This window comes from Noviherbaspirillum sp. (genome assembly GCF_035944575.1).
GTDB lineage: Bacteria > Pseudomonadota > Gammaproteobacteria > Burkholderiales > Burkholderiaceae_D > Noviherbaspirillum.
This window is the reverse complement of the sequence record NZ_DASZBA010000135.1, coordinates 1-17,918: the sequence shown is the minus strand read 5'-3', so window position 1 is coordinate 17,918 and position 17,918 is coordinate 1. Positions and strand designations below refer to the sequence as shown.

Genomic DNA, 17,918 nt, shown 5'->3' with positions numbered 1-17,918 from the left:
CTCTTTCGTCCCCGCGGCTGACGCAATGGCAATTGCAATCATCCGGCTCGGAACCGAACGTCTTGACGGCGAGGGACTGCGCCTGGGCACGGTCCGGCGTCCGCCGCGCGGCGTGCCCAGGACCGAATACGCGAGAAGAAATTATTATGATGTCTGGCTGCCCGCCTTGGCGCCGAGTCAGGCATTGCTGCAAGAGTGGAAGGTGATGCAGGACGAGCGCCAGTGGAAGGCCTTTACCAGGAAGTTTCGCGCGGAAATGCGGCAGCCGGATGCAGCAAAACTGCTTGATCTGCTGGCGGCGCTGTCGCATCAGACCGATCTGGCGATCGGATGCTATTGCAAGGATGAATCCCGGTGTCACCGGTCAGTGCTGCGTGAACTCCTGGCGGCGCGCGGCGCCTTGCTGGCGTGGACTGATTGCCGCGCGGAATCGTCATCTTCCCTCCGGGAGCATAAAAATGGCAGATGAAAATCCGAGTATCATTTCCCACGTATCCATCGGGGTCAACGATTTCAATCGCGCGGTCGCGTTTTACGACAAGGTCATGGCGACGCTCGGTTGCACGCGCGTGATGGAGCATCCCGGCGCGGTGGCCTACGGCAAGGCTTTTCCGGAATTCTGGATAGGTACGCCCATCGATGGCTACCCGGCATCCGTCGGCAACGGCACGCATGTCGGCTTCATCGCCGGTTCAAAGGAAGCGGTGCACGCCTTCTACGACGCCGCCTTGGCGGCCGGTGCGCAGGACAACGGCGCGCCCGGACCGAGGCCGCATTACGGCGCTCCTTATTACGGCTGTTTCGTTCGCGACCCGGAAGGGCACAAGATCGAGGCGGCGTTTTGGGATGAGTCCGCAGCGCCAGACGCATGAGCGATTCGCGGCATCATCCGGGCAGTTCAATCCACGTTCGCAGTTCAACCCGTTTTGATTTTTTGGAGGCAATGACTATGGAAATAGATATCGGCATTTCCGAGCAGGACCGGCTCGGCATCGTTGACGGCTTGTCGCGCTTGCTGGCGGATACCTACACGCTGTACCTGAAGACGCATAACTTTCACTGGAACGTCACGGGACCCATGTTCCAGACCCTGCACTTGATGTTCGAAACCCAGTACACCGAACTGGCCATGGCGGTCGACCTGATCGCCGAGCGGATTCGCGCGCTGGGCAGCCCGGCGCCGGGTACCTACTCGCAGTTCGCCAGCCTGACCAGCGTCAAGGAGCCGGACGGCGTGCCGCCGGCGCAGGAAATGATCCGGCAGCTGGTACAGGATCAGGAAGCGGTGGTGCGCACCGCGCGGTCGATTTTCAAGGTGGTGGACCAGGCCGGCGACGAGCCGACCGCCGACCTGCTGACACAACGGATGCAGGTCCATGAAAAAACGGCATGGATGCTGCGTTCGCTGCTGGAGAAGTAATCAGGTAATTTGCCGTGACAATGGCTGGCCTGGACTTCAGGCCGGCTGCGCGGCGTCGGTTCCGCCGATACGCGGCTGGGTCGATGTCCGCGATGCCTGCTTCGCCTCGACGCGGGCACGAATCCTTTCCCACAATTTCTCATGCAGCGGCATGATGGCTACATTGCAGATCGGCTCCAGCAGCGCCGCCATTCCCCCGAATGCAACCGAACCGGTGAACGCATACATGACGGCAAATGCCACGCCCATGTGCACGATGATCTGGCTTGTTGTTTTCGCTGCGGTAACCATTGATTTCTCCTTGTTATCATTGCCGGACCGGTGCTGTCGATCCATGCAGTGAATAATAATTGTTCTCATTTGATAGAACAAATTAATTAATTCAAGTGAATTTATAGGGAAACGCTATTGTCATGGGCGAGCTTCCAATGCCTGTGCGTTGTGCCGCGCTGCCGCTCGACAGCGCGCCCGGCATTGATTCCCAAGGGAAATGCTTGCCTGCGGACAGTGAAGGTCAGCGGAACGCGTTCACCACCTGCAGCGCCTTTTCCACGTCCTTTCCGCTCACATCGAGATGCATTACCCAGCGTATCCGCTTGACCAGGCGCTCCTGCACCCGCAGGTCGCCGGCCGTGACCTTCACATCGTTGGCCGCCAGGTGCGCGAGCAATGGCTGTCCCAGATCCGCGTCGACATCGGTAAAGACAATGTTGGTCCTGTCCGCATGCACCGCCAGCCGGCCCGACAGTACCGGGTGATTCGGAATGATTTCCGCCAGTCCCTCGCTCAGCAAACGTGCATGCGCATGATCGTCGGCCAGCCTGTGCACATGGTGCTCCAATGCATGAATGCCCGCCGCCGCCAGCATGCCGGACTGCCGCATGCCGCCGCCCAGCATCTTGCGCAACCGGCGTGCTTGCCCGATAAAGGATGCCGAGCCGAGCAGCAGCGAGCCGATCGGCGCGCCCAGGCCCTTCGAAAGGCACAGCGACACCGAATCGTAGCCATGACACATGTTCTTCGCCGTCGCTAGGGGATCGCCGCCATCCTCATGCGCCAGTGCCACGGCCGCGTTGAACAGGCGGGCGCCGTCGATATGACAACGCAAGCCGCGGCGCTGCGCAAGCTGCTGGACATCGCGCATATACTTCAGCGGCAGCGGCTTGCCGCCCGTGGTGTTTTCAATCACGACCAGCCGCGTGCGGGCAAAGTGCGGGTCGTCGGGCTTGATGGCGTTTTCGATATCGGCCAGCGCGATCGTCCCGTCGGGTTGGTGTTCGAGCGGTTGCGGCTGGATCGAACCCAGCACCGCCATGCCGCCGGCTTCCCACCGGTAAGTATGCCATTGCTGGCCGACGATCGCCTCATCGCCGCGCTGGCAATGCGTCATCAATGCGATCAGGTTGGTCTGGGTACCGCTGGGGGCGAACAACGCGGCTTCATAACCGAGCATGCCCGCCGCCATTTCCTGCAGGCGGTGCACGGTCGGATCATCATTGAACACGTCATCGCCGAGCGGCGCGTCCATCATTGCCCGCTTCATCGCCGCGGTGGGTTGCGTTACGGTATCACTGCGAAAATCACTCATTGCCATGTCCTGGTTTCAATTCGAAACCAGAATTATCGATGCTTTACGGGGAATGCGTTGTCGCCATCCCCGATGAGTAATTTGCTAACCGCGCGGCACGATGACCGGCACGCCGAACAGGTAGGGATGCAGGAACAGGAATGCGGCATAGGCTGCCAGCCCGATGGCCAGCACGGCGATCGTGCGGCCGGCTGGATAGCGATTCGATGCCGGACTCGCGCCGCGCCGGTTGGCGGACCACATGTCGAACAGGGCATAAGCGCCCAGCGACCCGAACAGGAGCAGCGACGCCAGATCGCCGTTGGCGGAAAGATGCGCCGCCGCCCACAATGTCACGCCCCACAGCATCGGATGGGCGGTCAGGCGCTTGATGTTCGACGGCAGGTAGGCCGCGACCAGAAGGATGAACGCAAACGGCATCAGGGTGAGCGCAAGATGGCGTGTCCATGCCGGCGGCGTCCACACCGGGACGAAGCCGGCGTAGGCCTTTCCGAAGATGATAAGAGCCAGGCCCGCCGCCGAGGCGATGGAAAACAGGCCCTTGTAGCCGCCTTCGCCCATCCGGCCGATCAACTTGTGGCGAGCCGGGACGAAAGTCGGTAACAGGTGAATGCCGATGAAAAGCGCAATGCCGAGAATGAGCAGAGTCATGAGGGCTCCTTGCTGGATTGGACGGGCTTGGCAACGTTGCCGCCAATAGTACCAGCCAATTCCGGAAACGAACCGGTCCATCCCATCCGCCGCGAGCGCGGCCCGCATCATCGCCGGCGTTTTTTCCAGTCGTAGTCGGCGGACGGATCGGCCACGCCCGGGTGGCCGACCGATTGCGGATTCTCGGAGGACATGGTTATGAAGCTGATCGCCTCACCGCCGCGCTGACGGGTGCGCAGCTCTTCCATGAAGCGCAGCGCGCCGGACATATCGTCCGACGGAAAGCACCGGCTGAAAGCCGGCGCGTCGCCCTCGCTAAGACCGCCTTCAGTCCAGTACACCATGAACATGCCGCCTCCTCTCTCCCTGCGTCAGCCGTGCCATGCCTGCGCAACGATTTCATAGGAACGCAGGCGGGCGGCATGATCGTAGATCATGCTGTTGATGATGAGTTCATCGGCCTGCGTCGATGCAGCAAAGGCTTCCAGCTGTTCCTTCACCATGGATGGATCGCCGATGACCGAGGCACGCAGGGTCGACTCCACGCCCGCCTTCTCGTGCGGCAGCCACAAGCCTTCCATGCTGCGCACCGGCGGCGGCATCTGTCCCGGCACGCCGCGCTGCAGATTCAGATGCATCTGCTGCTGCGACGTCGACAGGTAATGCGCCTCGTCCTCGGTATCGGCGGCGAATACATTGACGCCCACCATCGCATACGGCTTTGCCAGTACCGGCGACGGCTGGAAGCCTCCCCGATACAAGCTCAGCGCCGTCTGCATGTACGCCGGCGAGAACTGGCCGGCAAAGGCGAACGGCAGACCGAGCCGGGCGGCGAGGCGGGCGCTGAAATCGCTCGAGCCGAGCAGCCAGATGGGAATGTCCAGGCCTTCGCCGGGAATCGCCCGCACCATCCGCCCTTCCTGGCGCGGCGCAAGATAAGCCCGCAGCTCGGCCAATTGTTCGGGAAATTCCTCGCCGTCGCTTTCCAGCCGCCGGCGCATGGCGCGCATCACCGCCTGGTTCGAGCCGGGCGCGCGGCCCAGCCCGAGATCGATGCGGCCCGGATACAGCGATTCGAGCGTGCCGAACTGCTCGGCGATGATCAGCGGCGCATGGTTGGACAGCATGATGCCGCCGGAACCGACGCGGATGCGTTCGGTGCCGGCGGCGACATAACCGATCGCCACCGCAGTGGCGGCACTGGCGATGCCGGGCATGCCATGGTGTTCGGCAAGCCAGTAACGGTGGTAATGCCAGCGCTCGGCGTGGCGGGCGAGATCGAGGGTGCGATGCAGTGCATCCGCCGGCGTGCCGCCGGTCTGGATCGGTGACAGGTCGAGCACCGACAGTGGAATGGTTTTGCGTGAAGTCATGATGGGATCGGTTGCGTTCGAAGCATCCATCCGGCGTGCAAGGGCAATGCCAGCAGGTGCCGGGGCTTACCGAAGCATAGCCCGAATCCCGAAATTCCTCCGGCCGCTCAGAACGGCAGCAAACCCTTCTGCCAGAGATAGCGCCCCAGCATCACGACGCAGACGGTGACGATCATCGGCCGGATCAGCTTGGTGCCGCCGCGCACCATCGCATGCGAGCCGCCCCAGGCGCCGACGATCTGGCCGGCAATCATCACCGCCCCGGCAATCCACACCACCTTGCCGCCGAAAATGAATACCAGCAGGGAACCGAGATTGCTGGCGAAGTTCAGCGCCTTCGCATTGGCGGTGGCGGTCACCAGGTTCTGGCCGCGCAATGCCACACCGGCCATCGAGAAAAAGGAACCGGTGCCCGGGCCGAACATGCCGTCATAAAAGCCGATGGCCGGCACCACCGTGCCGCGATACGTGCCGTCTGTCATCCGGGGTTTGCTGTCGAGCGCACCGGCATTGGGCGCCAGCAGGAAATACAGCGCGATGGCGATCAGCACCCCCGGAATCACGACGTCGAGGGTTTTCGTGCTGACGAACTGCACGGCGAACGCGCCGAGCGCCGCGCCGATCAGCGAACACACGAACAGCAAGCGGACATTGGCGAACTGTATGAGGCCCTTGCGCAACATCATCAGCGTGGCGGTCAGCGAGCCGAAACTGCCCTGAAGTTTGTTGGTCGCCAGCGTATGCAGCGGCGGCACCTGCGCCAGCAACAGCACTGGGATGGTGATCAGGCCGCCGCCGCCTGCGATGGCATCGACGAAGCCCGCCAGCGTGGCGGCGACGAACAGGACGGCAAGTATTTCCGGCGACAACACGAATTCCATGGTGATTCCAAAGTGGTTTTGAAGAAACGGAGCGGCAGCCATCGTATCAAATGCAGGGAAGTAACTTATGCCGTATATGCATAACGAACATGCTGCGTACCCCACATAGCGCGGCATGCGGTTTGCTTCGATGCGGCGGAGCGATGCCGCACCCGGCGGCGTCAGGCATTTCTTATTGGAGACAATATGGCAAAGATTCTGGTTCTGTATTACTCATCGTACGGTCATGTGGAGATCATGGCGAATGCGATTGCCGACGGTGCACGCTCGGTCGCAGGCACGGACGTCGTGATCAAACGCGTACCCGAAACCGTTCCCGAGGATGTCGCAAGGCAGTCGGGCATGAAGCTCGACCAGCAGGCGCCGATCGCGACGGTCGAGGAACTGCCCGAATATGACGCGATCATCTTCGGCTCGCCGACCCGCTACGGCAGCATGGCGGCGCAGATGCGCAACTTCATCGACCGCACCGGCGGCCTGTGGGCAAAAGGTGCATTGATCGGTAAGGTTTGCAGCGTCTTCACCTCGACCGCGACCCAGCATGGCGGACAGGAAACCACCATCACCTCGATCCATACGACGCTGCTGCATCACGGCATGATCGTCGTCGGCGTGCCGTATTCCTGCCAGGCGCTGTCGAGCATGGATGAAATCTCCGGCGGCTCGCCTTACGGCGCCGGCACCATCGCCGGGCCCGACGGCAAGCGCATGCCGTCGCAGAACGAACTGGAGATCGCCCGCTTCCAGGGCAGCCATGTCGGGTCCATCACCATTTCCCTGCTTGCGGGCCGCGCGTCCGGCAGCGCGTCCCGCTTATAGTCTTCTTGTGTGCAGGCATCAGTCGCCGAGGTTCCGGCGATGATGGGCAATGTGGTCTTCGATGAATGAGGCGATGAAATAGTAGCCGTGGTCGTATCCCTCATGCCGGCGCAGCGTAAGCGGCTGGCTGGCATGGGCGCAGGCCGATTCGAATTCCTGCGGCAGCAATTGCTCCTGCAGAAACTTGTCGCTCATCCCCTGGTCGACAAGAATCCCCTGCGGAAACGGCGCATGCAGCCGCTTCATCAACTCACTGGCATCGTGCGACGACCACAGATCCCGGTCGTCGCCGAGATAGCGCGACAACGCCTTCTGTCCCCATGGACACTGGCTGGGTGCGGCGATCGGTGCGAAGGCAGATACGGAACGGAACAGGTCCGGATGCCGCAATGCCAGCACCAGTGCGCCATGACCGCCCATCGAATGACCGAAGATGCCGATTTTTTCCGGGTCGGCATTGAACTCGTTGAGGACCAGAGGCACCAGTTCCCGCACGATATAGGACTCCATCCGGAAACGCTTGTCCCAGGGCGGCTGCGTTGCATCCAGATAGAAGCCGGCGCCGTTGCCGAAATCCCATTCCGCATCCACGCCGGCAATGCCGGTATCGCGCGGACTGGTATCGGGGGCCACCAGCATCATGCCGTGCTGCGCGGCGAAGCGTTGCGCGCCGGCCTTGATCATGAAAGTCTCTTCGGTGCAGGTGAGTCCGGCAAGGTAGAAGAGCACCGGCACCAGTTGCTGCCGTTCGCGCGGCGGATGATAGACCGAGAAGCGCATCGGGAGACCGATCTCGTCCGAATCATGCCGGTAGAACGCCTGGACGCCGCCGAAGCAGCCGTGTTCGCTGAGGATCTCGAGCATGATCAGTACAGTACGACGGAGCGGATCGACTCGCCGCTCTTCATCAGGTCGAAGCCCTCGTTGATGCGGTCGAGCGGCAGCGTATGGGTGATCAGGTCGTCGATGTTGAGCTTGCCTTCCATGTACCAGTCGACGATCTTCGGCACATCGGTGCGGCCGCGCGCGCCGCCGAAGGCGGAGCCTTTCCATACCCGTCCTGTCACCAGCTGGAACGGCCGCGTGCTGATCTCCTGCCCGGCCGCCGCCACGCCGATGATCACCGACTGGCCCCAGCCCTTATGGCAGCACTCCAGCGCCTGGCGCATGGTGGTGGTATTGCCGATGCATTCGAAGCTGTAGTCGGCGCCGCCGTCGGTAAGCTGAACGATCGCATCGACGACGTTGTCGACATCCTTCGGATTGATGAAATGCGTCATGCCGAACTTGCGCGCCATCGCTTCACGCGCCGGATTGATATCGATGCCGATGATCTTGTCGGCACCGACCATCTTCGCCGCCTGGATCACGTTCAGGCCGATGCCGCCGAGGCCGAACACCACCACGTTGGCTCCCGCCTCCACCTTCGCCGTGAACAGCACCGCGCCGACGCCGGTGGTCACGCCGCAGCCGATGTAGCAGACCTTGTCGAAAGGGGCATCGGAACGGATCTTCGCCACCGCGATTTCCGGCACCACGATATGGTTCGCGAAGGTCGATGTGCCCATGTAGTGGAAAATCGGCTTGCCGTCGATCGAGAAACGGCTGGTGGCATCCGGCATCAGGCCGCGGCCCTGGGTCGAGCGGATCGCCTGGCACAGGTTGGTCTTCTGCGACAGGCAGAACTTGCATTGCCGGCATTCCGGCGTATAGAGCGGAATGACATGGTCGCCCTTCTGCAGCGATTTGACGTCCGGCCCGACATCGACCACCACGCCCGCGCCTTCATGGCCGAGAATCGAAGGAAAGATGCCTTCCGGATCCGCGCCCGACAGCGTGTAGTAATCGGTATGGCAGATGCCGGTCGCCCTCACTTCGATCAGGACTTCGCCGGCCTTCGGGCCCTGCAGATCGACTTCTTCGACGGTCAGGGGCGCGCCTGCCTTCCAGGCGATCGCTGCTTTGGTTTTCATGGATCAATTCTCCTTGGCGAAATGCGATGAATCGTTTGGAGGCGGGTTTTGCCGATAGATTCCGGCACGACCCGCGGATCTACGATTCTATCGTGGTCGCCGGATCGGAGTTTTTGCCGAGCCGCTTCTGGCGGCGCTGGTCCAGCCACCATGCCAGCACGGGCAATGCAAGAAAGCCGCCGGGAGAGACGAATAAGACGAGATAGGGGCTGAGCGATGCAAGCTTGCGCAGATGCCGGCGGATCTCACGCCGGTCGGCATCGCTCCAGCGATAGCCGTCTCGCTGCTTCATCAACAGCGGCATCAAATCCTGCATTTCCTGCATTTCGACCCATAGCCGTCTGCGTTCGCGGTGCTGCAGTTTCCAAAGCGAATGCAGGCCATGGCGCAGCGACGCTACAGGTTTTATCATCGATAGGCCGATCCGTCGCAGCAAGATTTACTTCCGGGGCTCAATACGATTCGAGGAGACAGGCTTGAAAGAAAAAATTAGCCTGATTTGAAGTGATTTTACCGTGCGGCAAGCCACTATTCTTGCACTGGCGCAAAACACGAACCGCTGCTGCAACAGTTATCCGATTGAAAGGCAGCGAGAATGACAAAATGCCAAGCTGCTGGGCAATCTTGCTGGCAGCGGCACAACCGAATCATCACTGCCCGAGAAGCCGGAATCTCTAGCGGATGCACTGAAGTGCGCCGCCGAAGTTGATGCGAGCATAGTCGAGACGCCAGGGCTCCATAAAGCAACACGCTTATAATTTCCACTACGAATGCCCTAGCCGAACGAAAGCACGCATGTTCAGATCCGGTTCATCAAAGAAAATTCTTGGCATTCTCGCTGTGACGCAAATCATGTCCTGGGGCATGCTGTACTACGCATTCGCCATCCTGGCGCCCGATATGCAGCATGAATTCGGCTGGCGTGCCGAAATCATCTTCGGCGCGTTTTCCTGGAGCTTGCTGGTCAGCGGCCTGCTGTCGACGCCGATCGGCATCCTGATCGACCGCTTCGGCGGACGTGCCGTGATGGGATCCGGTTCCCTGCTCTGTGGGGCCGGCTTCGTCGCTCTAAGCCATGCGCAAAGCGTGGCGCATTACTTCATCGTCTGGACGATGCTCGGTGCAGGCATGGGAATGGTGCTGTACGAAGCGGCATTCGCCACCATCAACCGCGAAGTGCTGCAGCAGACGCGCAAGGGAATCTCGGCCGTCACGCTGGTGGGCGGTCTCGCCAGCACCGTCTTCTGGCCGTTGACGCTCAAGCTCAACAGCATCCTTGGATGGCGCGATACCTGGCTGGTCTATGGCGCCATCCAGTTGCTGCTCTGTGCGCCGCTGCATGCGCTGATGACGCCGCCCAAGCATAAGCCGGCAATGTCCCGGCCGGCCCCGTCCGCCGATAGCCACACGCTCAACCAGGCGGTTCGCAGCCCGGTGTTCTGGAAACTCGCCTTTGCGTTCTCCGCCAACAGCTTCGTGTTTTCCGCCCTCTCGGTGCATCTCATTCCAATGCTGCAGCAATTCGGCCATTCGGCCGTGACAGCCGTGGTCCTGGCGGCGCTGATCGGCCCGCTACAGGTGATCGGCCGGATAGGCGAAATGGTCTTTGCCCAACGCACGCTGCCGCAAACCGTCGGCAAATTCACCTTCGCCGCATTGCCCGCAGCGCTGCTTGCCTTGCTGCTGTCGGGTCAGCACGCATGGGCGGTCGCATTGTTCTGCATGCTGTACGGCCTCAGCAACGGTATCTTGACCATCGTGCGCGGCACCGTGCCGCAGGCTTTGTTCGGACGCGAAAACTACGGTGCGATCGCCGGCGCGATGGCTGGACCTTCACTGATCTCGAAAGCTGCCGGTCCCCTGGCGGTTGCCGCATTGATCCAGTTCGATCCGTCCCCGAACTCGCTGCTCGGCGTGCTGCTGGCGATGTCCGTGATTTCCCTGTGGTTTTATCTCACCGCGGTGAAGGCCGCGACTGCGAATGTCCGCGTCGCTTCCCTTTAGCACGCGTTGCGCCGAGGATGGATATCGCGGCCTTCAGCGCACGGCATCGAGTCGTGACCCGGCGTTTTCCGCATGCGCCAGGATGCGTTGCACCGTGGCGATGGCAGCGGCCGGCAATTCAAGCTGCAATGCCGCATGCGCCGCCTGAGCAATCGCCTGCTCGGCCGCCTGCCGTTCTTCGATCAGCGGTATGCGCTCGTCATTGGAAAAAAAGGCCTTGATGCTGGAGACGAGCGAATCGACCGCTTCCCGGTCCGGATCAGGGGACTGCGGCAAGTCGCCGAGTGCGCGGATATGCACCGCCAATTCCTTCGCCAACTGTTCGTAATGGTGTCCGAGTTCTTCGAACAACGCCGACAAAGAGACATCCGCGGTCTTGCCGGCCACTGCGGTGTACTGGTCCGCGGCTTCCATGCATAGGCTTTCAAGGTCGTTAAGCGCGAGCTGCTGTTCGCTTCTCAGCAACATGACGGGTCTCCTCGTATTTATGCAAATAGCCGGGCGGAACAAATACCTGCACGGCACCGCCATGCATCGTGAAGCGTGCCGGCGTGCGGGTGACGATCTCGCCATCGGCAGTGACGATCATCGGTTTGCGGGTAACAATCTCGATGGTGCGGCCCTGCTCAAGGTGCACCGGATGATGTTCCTTGAACGTCCCGGTCCGTACCGCCGGCGCCAGCCGCAGCATGTTCCAGAAATCAAGCGGTTCGATGCTGTACAGGAAAAAGCGATGGTCGTCGATACTGGCCTCGTCATCGACGGCCATGCCGCCGCCATAGTAACGGCCATTGCCGACGGCGATCTGGATCGACCGCACCCGATGGCGGCGGCCATCGCAAACGATATCGGCATGGAAAGGATTGAATGACCTGAACGCGCTTACAAGACTTCGCGCATAGCAGATGACGCCCCAGCGCTGCTTGAGATCAGGCGATAGCTGATGCGTTACCTGTACGCCTAATCCGATATTGGCCACGTTGAAAAAATAATGGCCGTTGACGCTGCCGACATCGATATGGTGCCAGATGCCGGACACGATGATCTGTGCCGCCGCTTCGATATCGGTGGGAATGGCAAGCGTGCGTGCGAGATCGTTGGCCGTGCCAAGGGGAAGAATGCCGAGCGGCAAACCGGTTTCCACCAAGGCGGGCGCCGCCGCGTTCAGCGACCCGTCGCCGCCACCGACAATGACGCAGTCCACATGATCGGCATGCCGGCGTATGGCTTCCGGGATCTGGTCCGGCCTCTCGAGGCCGGCATCGATAATATCAATGCCGGCTTGCTGGATACACGCCAGCCCGGCCTCCACATCCGTGGCACCATTGCGGCTCTTGCGATTGATAAGCAGTAACGCACTTCGGGTCAAGGCATCCTCCAAAGTGAGGCGGATTGCACCGCTTGCAATTTGACAAGCCGGCCCGTGCCGGGTTCCGGTTATCTCACGAACACTTTCTCGTGCACTTCCGAAAGAATCGCATCCACGGCGGGATGCTTGATCTTGCGTTCATTGGAGATTGCATAGAACTGTTCATTGACTTTCATCGCACCAACCGCCACCGCGCCGAATTGCTCCTTTACTTCCTTTGCCAGCGCCGACGGTCCTGGAAAAAGGCCAGTGCCGATGCGCCCGAATATATTCAGCAATGCGTTATCGTCGAATTCGCCGACGACTTCCGGCCGTACGTCATTGATTTCGAACCAGTGATCGAGGCGTCCACGGATTGCATGATTGCGCGTAGGCAGCAGGACCGGCGCTCCCTGAAGGCTGGCGGGAAAGTTCTGGCGGTATTTTTCCGCCAGCTTGGGAACGCCGAACAATGCGATTTCGCTTTCACCCAGAAGGTGGCTGAATACACGCAATGTCGTGCCGGACGGAACGGGGCGGTCCGTCAGAATTACATCGAGCTTGTGAACCGATAAATCGCCCAGCAGTGATTCGAAGTCATCTTCGTAGCAGACCAGTTTCACGCGTTGCGGCAGATGAAGGGCCGCTTCCAAAAGGCGTGACGCGATGACCTTGGGCAAGGAATCGGACAGCCCGACCGTCAGCCGCATCGTGCGCCCGATGTCATTGTCCGACAGCACTTCCTGCATCTGCTCGCCTAGCAGAAAAATTTGATCGGCATATGCCAGCGCTACCCTGCCGGCTTCGGTCAGCACCAGCCGGCGGCCCTGCGGCGCCAGCAGGGCCTTGCCAACCGATTGTTCCAGCAATGCAAGCTGAGCGCTGATGGTCTGGATGGCAACATCAAGCCTTTCGGCGGCGCGGGTGATGCTTCCCTCCTTTGCCACCATCCAGAAGTAATACAGATGCCGATAATTGAGGTTGTGTGTTTTCATATCTGTTTTTTGCGAAGGAATATTTCTATTATCTTCGCTTTTTAAATGGACGTGGCATATCTATCATGTCAGTTGCATTTATTTCTGGAGATACCGGTGTACTTTTCCCCTTTCTACACTGATTCGCAACGACCTTGCCGGCATGGCGCCGGTGTTGTTTCACACAAAGGATAAAGCTATGAACGATCGTTATACCCAGATTCGTACCGGCGCACTCCGGTCGGGCACTGCATCCACCGTCATCGACGGCGCCGCCCACCGGGTGCTGCGCAATACCTACATGCTGCTATCGCTGACGCTGGCATTCAGCGCCCTGACGGCCGGCATATCGGCCGCGATGAGATTGCCGCACCCCGGCATTCTTATCACGCTCGTCGGTTATTTCGGCCTGCTGTTCCTGGTCAACAAATTCCGCGACCGCGGTCTGGGCGTTGCACTGGTATTCGCACTGACGGGTTTCATGGGGTACACCCTCGGCCCGATCATCAGTCACTACCTGAACATGCCTAACGGCGGACAGATCGTGATGACCGCATTCGGCGGCACGGCTGCGATCTTCCTCGGATTGTCGGCATACGTACTGGTAACCAAACGTGATTTTTCCTTCATGGGCGGTTTCCTGATGGTCGGCATCTTGGTGGCGTTCCTGGCCGGACTCGGTGCAATTTTCTTCAGCATCCCGGCCCTGTCGCTGACCGTTTCGGCGGTGTTCGTGCTGCTGATGTCCGGCATGATCCTGTACGAGACCAGCAACATCATCCATGGCGGTGAGACCAACTACGTGATGGCGACACTGGCGCTGTTCGTGTCGATCTTCAACCTGTTCACCAGCTTGTTGCACCTGCTGGGTTTTGCCAGCAACGACTAAGCGACGACCAGCCTGCTTGCCACCGGCAAGCAGGTTTTTTTCATCGGCCATATGCCGATATTCAAAATGCGGGCGTCACGGCTAATAACGTGACGCCCGTTTCTTTGGCCGGAATAACATTTGCTTGCGCATCGTTCCGAGACCATTCAAACAACAAGGAAAATCCCATGATGGAATTGCTTTCTGACCCGCAGATATGGATGGCGTTCGCCACGTTGACGGCACTTGAACTGGTGCTCGGCATCGACAACATTATTTTCATCTCCATTCTGGTCGACAAATTGCCGCCGGAACGCCGTGAATTCACGCGCAGGCTAGGCTTATTCATGGCAATGTTCATGCGGATCGGGTTGCTGTTTATTCTGTCGCTGATCGTCGGCATGACAGAGCCGCTGATTTCGGCGTTCGGGTCTGATTTCTCCGGCCGGGACCTTGTGCTGATCGCGGGCGGCCTGTTCCTGTTGTGGAAGAGCGTCGGCGAGATTCACGAGTCGTTCGAGGGAGCGGAAGGAAAAACTTCCAGTGCGGTGAAGGCAACTTTTACCGGTGTGGTTATCCAGATCATGTTGATCGACCTGGTTTTCTCCCTTGATTCCATCATTACCGCGGTCGGCATGGTCGACGAACTCGCCGTCATGATCGCCGCCGTGATCGCCTCGGTGGGCATGATGATGTTCTTTGCCGGTCCGATCGGCCGTTTCGTGTCGGCGCATCCGACCATCAAAATGCTGGCGTTGTCCTTCCTGGTCGTGGTCGCCGTGGTATTGATCGCCGAAGGTTTCGGTCACCATGTGCCGAAAGGATATGTCTACAGCGCGATGGCATTCTCGGTTGTGGTGGAAATGCTCAACATCAGGCTGCGCAAGCGTTCTCCCACGCCTGTGCATCTCCATTCGCCCTATACGAGGGATCAGGAATCCGGAAATCAGCAGTAAGCGGTTCGGGGCTGCCGTGGAAGCAACTGGCGGCAGCCCCGGTATCCGGAACCAAAGGGGAGGCATCTAGTCAGAAAAGTATCATCCCATGCAGTCCGATGGGCTCACAGCCGCGCTGCACCGCAGGTGCGGTCTTCTTTCAAAGCATTCTTCTATCTGGAGCGCATCATGAGGAAAATGATTTTTCTAGCCGTTGCAGGATTCGTCTGGCGCAAGTTCCAGGCTCGCTATGCTTCCCGTATGGTTCGCGGCCGTCGCGGCTATTGAATCCTCTCAAGGCATCTGACGAAAAACCTGTTGCCGGCATATGACCGGCAACACTTCAACTCCGATGACGGGACGCCGGATTTTCCATAATCCGAAGCCTTGCCTGTATCCACTTAACGCCTCATCCCGGCGCAGCCGAGTGTCTCAGACGCCACTTTGGCGTTAATTTCCAACCTTTTCCCTGTCTTCGTCACATACCGTGGCTTGCACCGTGGTACTGTTATTGCTTTATAGAAATCTTCCAAGCGCCGTTCCATTCAGACTGTCGGGTACACCGCCAGGCGATGACGGTTGGATCGGAGCAATACATGGAAACGGTAGTTCATGCCGCTTCTTCGCCGCTGACCAAAGCAGCAGATGAGACTGGCATGCTGGTGAATCTTCTCGCAAACCTGGACGGTGTCGTTTATCGGTGCCGGATCGATGACTCATGGACCATGGAGTTTCTCAGCGAAGGTTGCCAGGCACTCACAGGCTATGCGGTTGAAGACCTGCTGCATAACCGTCGCGTGTCGTACGACAGCATCACTTTTCCGGAAGACCGCGCGCATGTGCATGCAGTCATCCAGGAATCGCTCGGTGCCGGCGGCCGCTTCAGTCTCGAGTACCGGATCCTCCGTCAGGACGGCGGTATCCGATGGGTATGGGAACGCGGTATCGGCATCCGCAATGCCATGGGCATACCTGTGGCGATCGAAGGCATCATCCAGGACATCACCCAGCGCAAGGAAGCCGAACAGGCGCTGCATGAAGCCGAGCGGCGCTTTCGCAATATCTTCGAAAACACGGTCGAAGGCATTTTCCAGTCCACGCCGGAAAAGGGCTATCTCGCCGTCAATCCCGCACTGGCGCACATGTACGGTTACGACGGGCCTGCCGACATGATCGCCCATCTGCGCGATATCGAACTTCAACTCTACGTCGATCCACTGCGCCGGGCGGAATTTCTGCGGCTCATGGACGAGCAGGAAGGCGTGACGAATTTCGAATCCCAGGTTTATCATCGCAGCGGCAAGATAATCTGGATTTCCGAAAATGCCCGGACCGTGCGCAACAGCGATCAGAGCATCCTGTTTTTCGAGGGCACGGTAATCGACATCACCGAGCGCAAGATCAACGAAGACCGGGTTCACCACCAGGCGACACACGATGCGTTGACCGGCCTGCCCAATCGCAATCTGCTGGTCGATCGCCTGGAGCAGGCGATTCTTCTCGCGATGCGCCAACGGGAACAGGCGGCGGTTGTTCTGATCGACCTCGACCAGTTCAAGTTCGTCAACGACAGCCTCGGGCACCAGGCCGGCGATGAACTGCTGAAAATCATCGGGCGCCGCCTCGCCTCCTGCATACGCACCACCGATACCGTCGCCCGTCACGGCGGCGATGAATTTGTACTCGTGCTGAGCGGTTTCCACCAGGACGATGCACTGGCCGAAACCCTTCAGCGCATCGTTACCGCGATTGCCGAACCGCTGACTCTCAGCGGATTCGAAATGCAGGTGACGTGCAGTGTCGGTGTCAGCCTGTATCCACAGGACGGTGCGGACGCGCAGGCACTGCTGCGCAACGCCGATGCGGCGATGTACAAGGCCAAGGACCTCGGGCGCGACACCGTCGAGTATTTTTCGGCGGAGATGAATTCGCATGCAACGTTGCGTTTTGAATTGCTCAACAGCCTGCGCTCCGCCATCGCCAATAACGAATTCCTTTTGCACTATCAACCGAAAATCAATCTTGCGAACGGCAGACTGGTCGGCGCCGAAGCGTTGATACGCTGGCGTCATCCGGTGCGCGGCATGGTCTCCCCGGCGGAGTTCATCCCGATCGCGGAGGACAGCGGCCTCATCATTGCCATCGGTGAATGGGTGCTGCGTTCCGCCTGTGCGCAGAACGTCGAATGGCAGCGGGCCGGATTGCCGCCGATCCCGATATCGGTCAATCTTTCCGCGCGCCAGCTTGCAAAAGGCAATATCGTCGGCGTCGTCGCGAATGTGCTCGCCGACACCGGCCTCGCGCCGTGTTATCTCGAACTGGAAATTACCGAGACCATGGTCATGCGCGATGTCGACAAGTCGCTCAAAACCCTTATCGAACTGAAGCAGCTCGGCGTGTCGATTTCGATCGACGACTTCGGTACCGGCTACTCCAGCCTGAATTACCTGAAGCGTTTTCCTGTCGATACCCTGAAGATCGACCGTTCCTTCGTCAACGACATCGCTATCGACCAGGATGATGCCGCGATCGTGAAAGCGGTGATCTCGCTGGCGCATATTCTGAATCTGACGGTGGTGGCGGAAGGTGTCGAAACCAGGGAGCAGGTTGCCTTCCTGACGGTGAACGGCTGCCATGCCGGCCAGGGCTACCTGTTCGGCAAACCCATGCCGCACGACGGCTTTCAGGAAAAATTCCTGGCAACGCCGCACACGCCGCCCGCCGGCTGACGGCAAGCGATCAGCGCCTCCGGCAGAAAATGCGAGATCGGTTTACAGTAATCGACAAAAAACCGATTTCGCCATTCCGCAGAGGAGACTCCATGCTTGATAAAGACGCGAAGGCGCTGCTCGACGTCATCGCCAGCCGCAACATTCCTTCCTATCACACGCTCGCGCCGGCCGAGGCACGCGCCTTTTATAAAGAACGGCGCTTTTTCACGCAGCCCGATCCGGAACCGGTCGCCCATACCGAGAATTTGTCCGTGCCGGCGCCAGATGCCGACATTGGCATTCGCTGGTATCGACCCCAGTCTTCGGCGCCCGATACAGTCCTGCCGGCGCTGGTCTATTACCATGGCGGCGG

Annotated in this window: 20 protein-coding genes and 1 pseudogene; 9 read left to right on the top strand and 12 right to left on the bottom strand. The window is 59.9% G+C overall.

What is annotated here, in order from left to right:
• Positions 1-25: 25 nt before the first annotated feature.
• The 3 genes from VGU61_RS09220 (at position 26) to VGU61_RS09210 (ending at position 1,420) form a co-directional block, all read left to right on the top strand.
• Positions 26-469, top strand: coding sequence for a DUF488 domain-containing protein (locus VGU61_RS09220; RefSeq protein ID WP_326858820.1), 444 nt, complete (start codon positions 26-28; stop codon positions 467-469).
• Positions 459-872 (top strand): VOC family protein, encoded by a 414-nt coding sequence (locus tag VGU61_RS09215; protein ID WP_326858819.1) that lies wholly within the window; start codon positions 459-461, stop codon positions 870-872. Before VGU61_RS09220 ends, VGU61_RS09215 begins: the two co-directional genes overlap by 11 nt.
• A gap of 77 nt (positions 873-949) precedes the next feature.
• Positions 950-1,420 (top strand): Dps family protein, encoded by a 471-nt coding sequence (locus tag VGU61_RS09210; RefSeq protein WP_326858849.1) that lies wholly within the window; start codon positions 950-952, stop codon positions 1,418-1,420.
• Positions 1,421-1,456: 36 nt separating this feature from the next.
• On the opposite strand, the gene VGU61_RS09205 is transcribed toward VGU61_RS09210, so the two are convergent.
• From VGU61_RS09205 to VGU61_RS09180, 6 genes are all read right to left on the bottom strand, one after another.
• Complete coding sequence (locus VGU61_RS09205; protein ID WP_326858818.1) at positions 1,457-1,711, bottom strand: DUF2061 domain-containing protein; 255 nt, start codon at positions 1,709-1,711, stop codon at positions 1,457-1,459.
• Positions 1,712-1,934: 223 nt separating this feature from the next.
• The gene (gene ltaE / locus VGU61_RS09200) at positions 1,935-3,008 is read right to left on the bottom strand and encodes a low-specificity L-threonine aldolase (protein WP_326858817.1); all 1,074 of its coding nucleotides are present in this window, start codon (positions 3,006-3,008) and stop codon (positions 1,935-1,937) included.
• 84 nt (positions 3,009-3,092) lie between these two features.
• On the bottom strand, positions 3,093-3,659 hold the full coding sequence (locus VGU61_RS09195) for an NnrU family protein (RefSeq protein WP_326858816.1): 567 nt from the start codon (positions 3,657-3,659) through the stop codon (positions 3,093-3,095).
• 107 nt (positions 3,660-3,766) lie between these two features.
• Positions 3,767-4,009, bottom strand: coding sequence for a hypothetical protein (locus VGU61_RS09190; RefSeq protein WP_326858815.1), 243 nt, complete (start codon positions 4,007-4,009; stop codon positions 3,767-3,769).
• A 21-nt stretch (positions 4,010-4,030) separates the two neighbouring features.
• Entirely contained in the window at positions 4,031-5,032 is a 1,002-nt protein-coding gene (locus tag VGU61_RS09185) for an LLM class flavin-dependent oxidoreductase (RefSeq protein ID WP_326858814.1), read from the bottom strand.
• Between the two features lie 107 nt (positions 5,033-5,139).
• The gene (locus tag VGU61_RS09180) at positions 5,140-5,913 is read right to left on the bottom strand and encodes a TSUP family transporter (protein ID WP_326858813.1); all 774 of its coding nucleotides are present in this window, start codon (positions 5,911-5,913) and stop codon (positions 5,140-5,142) included.
• A 186-nt stretch (positions 5,914-6,099) separates the two neighbouring features.
• Here VGU61_RS09180 and wrbA point away from each other — a divergent pair, with 186 nt between their 5' ends.
• A complete protein-coding gene (wrbA, locus tag VGU61_RS09175; RefSeq protein WP_326858812.1) occupies positions 6,100-6,732 on the top strand; it encodes an NAD(P)H:quinone oxidoreductase in 633 nt (210 codons plus the stop codon).
• A gap of 18 nt (positions 6,733-6,750) precedes the next feature.
• On the opposite strand, the gene fghA is transcribed toward wrbA, so the two are convergent.
• The 3 genes from fghA to VGU61_RS09160 all read right to left on the bottom strand — a co-directional run bounded on the left by fghA (position 6,751) and on the right by VGU61_RS09160 (position 9,117).
• Positions 6,751-7,596 carry an S-formylglutathione hydrolase gene (fghA, locus tag VGU61_RS09170; RefSeq protein ID WP_326858811.1) on the bottom strand — a complete coding sequence of 282 codons (846 nt, stop codon included), beginning with the start codon at positions 7,594-7,596 and terminating at the stop codon, positions 6,751-6,753.
• A gap of 2 nt (positions 7,597-7,598) precedes the next feature.
• A complete protein-coding gene (locus VGU61_RS09165) occupies positions 7,599-8,705 on the bottom strand; it encodes an S-(hydroxymethyl)glutathione dehydrogenase/class III alcohol dehydrogenase (RefSeq protein WP_326858810.1) in 1,107 nt (368 codons plus the stop codon).
• Between the two features lie 79 nt (positions 8,706-8,784).
• Positions 8,785-9,117, bottom strand: coding sequence for a hypothetical protein (locus VGU61_RS09160; protein ID WP_326858809.1), 333 nt, complete (start codon positions 9,115-9,117; stop codon positions 8,785-8,787).
• A 383-nt stretch (positions 9,118-9,500) separates the two neighbouring features.
• On the opposite strand from VGU61_RS09160, the gene VGU61_RS09155 reads away from it, so the two are divergent.
• Positions 9,501-10,709 (top strand): MFS transporter, encoded by a 1,209-nt coding sequence (locus VGU61_RS09155; RefSeq protein ID WP_326858808.1) that lies wholly within the window; start codon positions 9,501-9,503, stop codon positions 10,707-10,709.
• 33 nt (positions 10,710-10,742) lie between these two features.
• Here the strand turns inward: VGU61_RS09155 and VGU61_RS09150 are convergent, their stop codons facing one another.
• The 3 genes from VGU61_RS09150 to nhaR all read right to left on the bottom strand — a co-directional run bounded on the left by VGU61_RS09150 (position 10,743) and on the right by nhaR (position 13,052).
• On the bottom strand, positions 10,743-11,177 hold the full coding sequence (locus VGU61_RS09150; RefSeq protein WP_326858807.1) for a DUF2383 domain-containing protein: 435 nt from the start codon (positions 11,175-11,177) through the stop codon (positions 10,743-10,745).
• The gene (locus VGU61_RS09145; protein WP_326858806.1) at positions 11,143-12,078 is read right to left on the bottom strand and encodes a lipid kinase; all 936 of its coding nucleotides are present in this window, start codon (positions 12,076-12,078) and stop codon (positions 11,143-11,145) included. Before VGU61_RS09145 ends, VGU61_RS09150 begins: the two co-directional genes overlap by 35 nt.
• Positions 12,079-12,146: 68 nt before the next feature.
• Positions 12,147-13,052: a transcriptional activator NhaR gene (gene nhaR / locus VGU61_RS09140; RefSeq protein ID WP_326858805.1), complete on the bottom strand. Its 906-nt coding sequence runs from the start codon at positions 13,050-13,052 to the stop codon at positions 12,147-12,149.
• A gap of 178 nt (positions 13,053-13,230) precedes the next feature.
• Between nhaR and VGU61_RS09135 the strand changes: the two genes are divergently transcribed.
• From VGU61_RS09135 to VGU61_RS09120, 4 genes and pseudogenes are all read left to right on the top strand, one after another.
• Complete coding sequence (locus tag VGU61_RS09135) at positions 13,231-13,920, top strand: Bax inhibitor-1/YccA family protein (protein WP_326858804.1); 690 nt, start codon at positions 13,231-13,233, stop codon at positions 13,918-13,920.
• 167 nt (positions 13,921-14,087) lie between these two features.
• A complete protein-coding gene (locus VGU61_RS09130) occupies positions 14,088-14,855 on the top strand; it encodes a TerC family protein (protein WP_326858803.1) in 768 nt (255 codons plus the stop codon).
• 575 nt (positions 14,856-15,430) lie between these two features.
• On the top strand, positions 15,431-17,563 hold the full coding sequence (locus VGU61_RS09125; protein ID WP_326858802.1) for a putative bifunctional diguanylate cyclase/phosphodiesterase: 2,133 nt from the start codon (positions 15,431-15,433) through the stop codon (positions 17,561-17,563).
• Positions 17,564-17,655: 92 nt separating this feature from the next.
• A pseudogene (locus VGU61_RS09120) lies at positions 17,656-17,918 on the top strand (alpha/beta hydrolase); the annotation flags it as partial.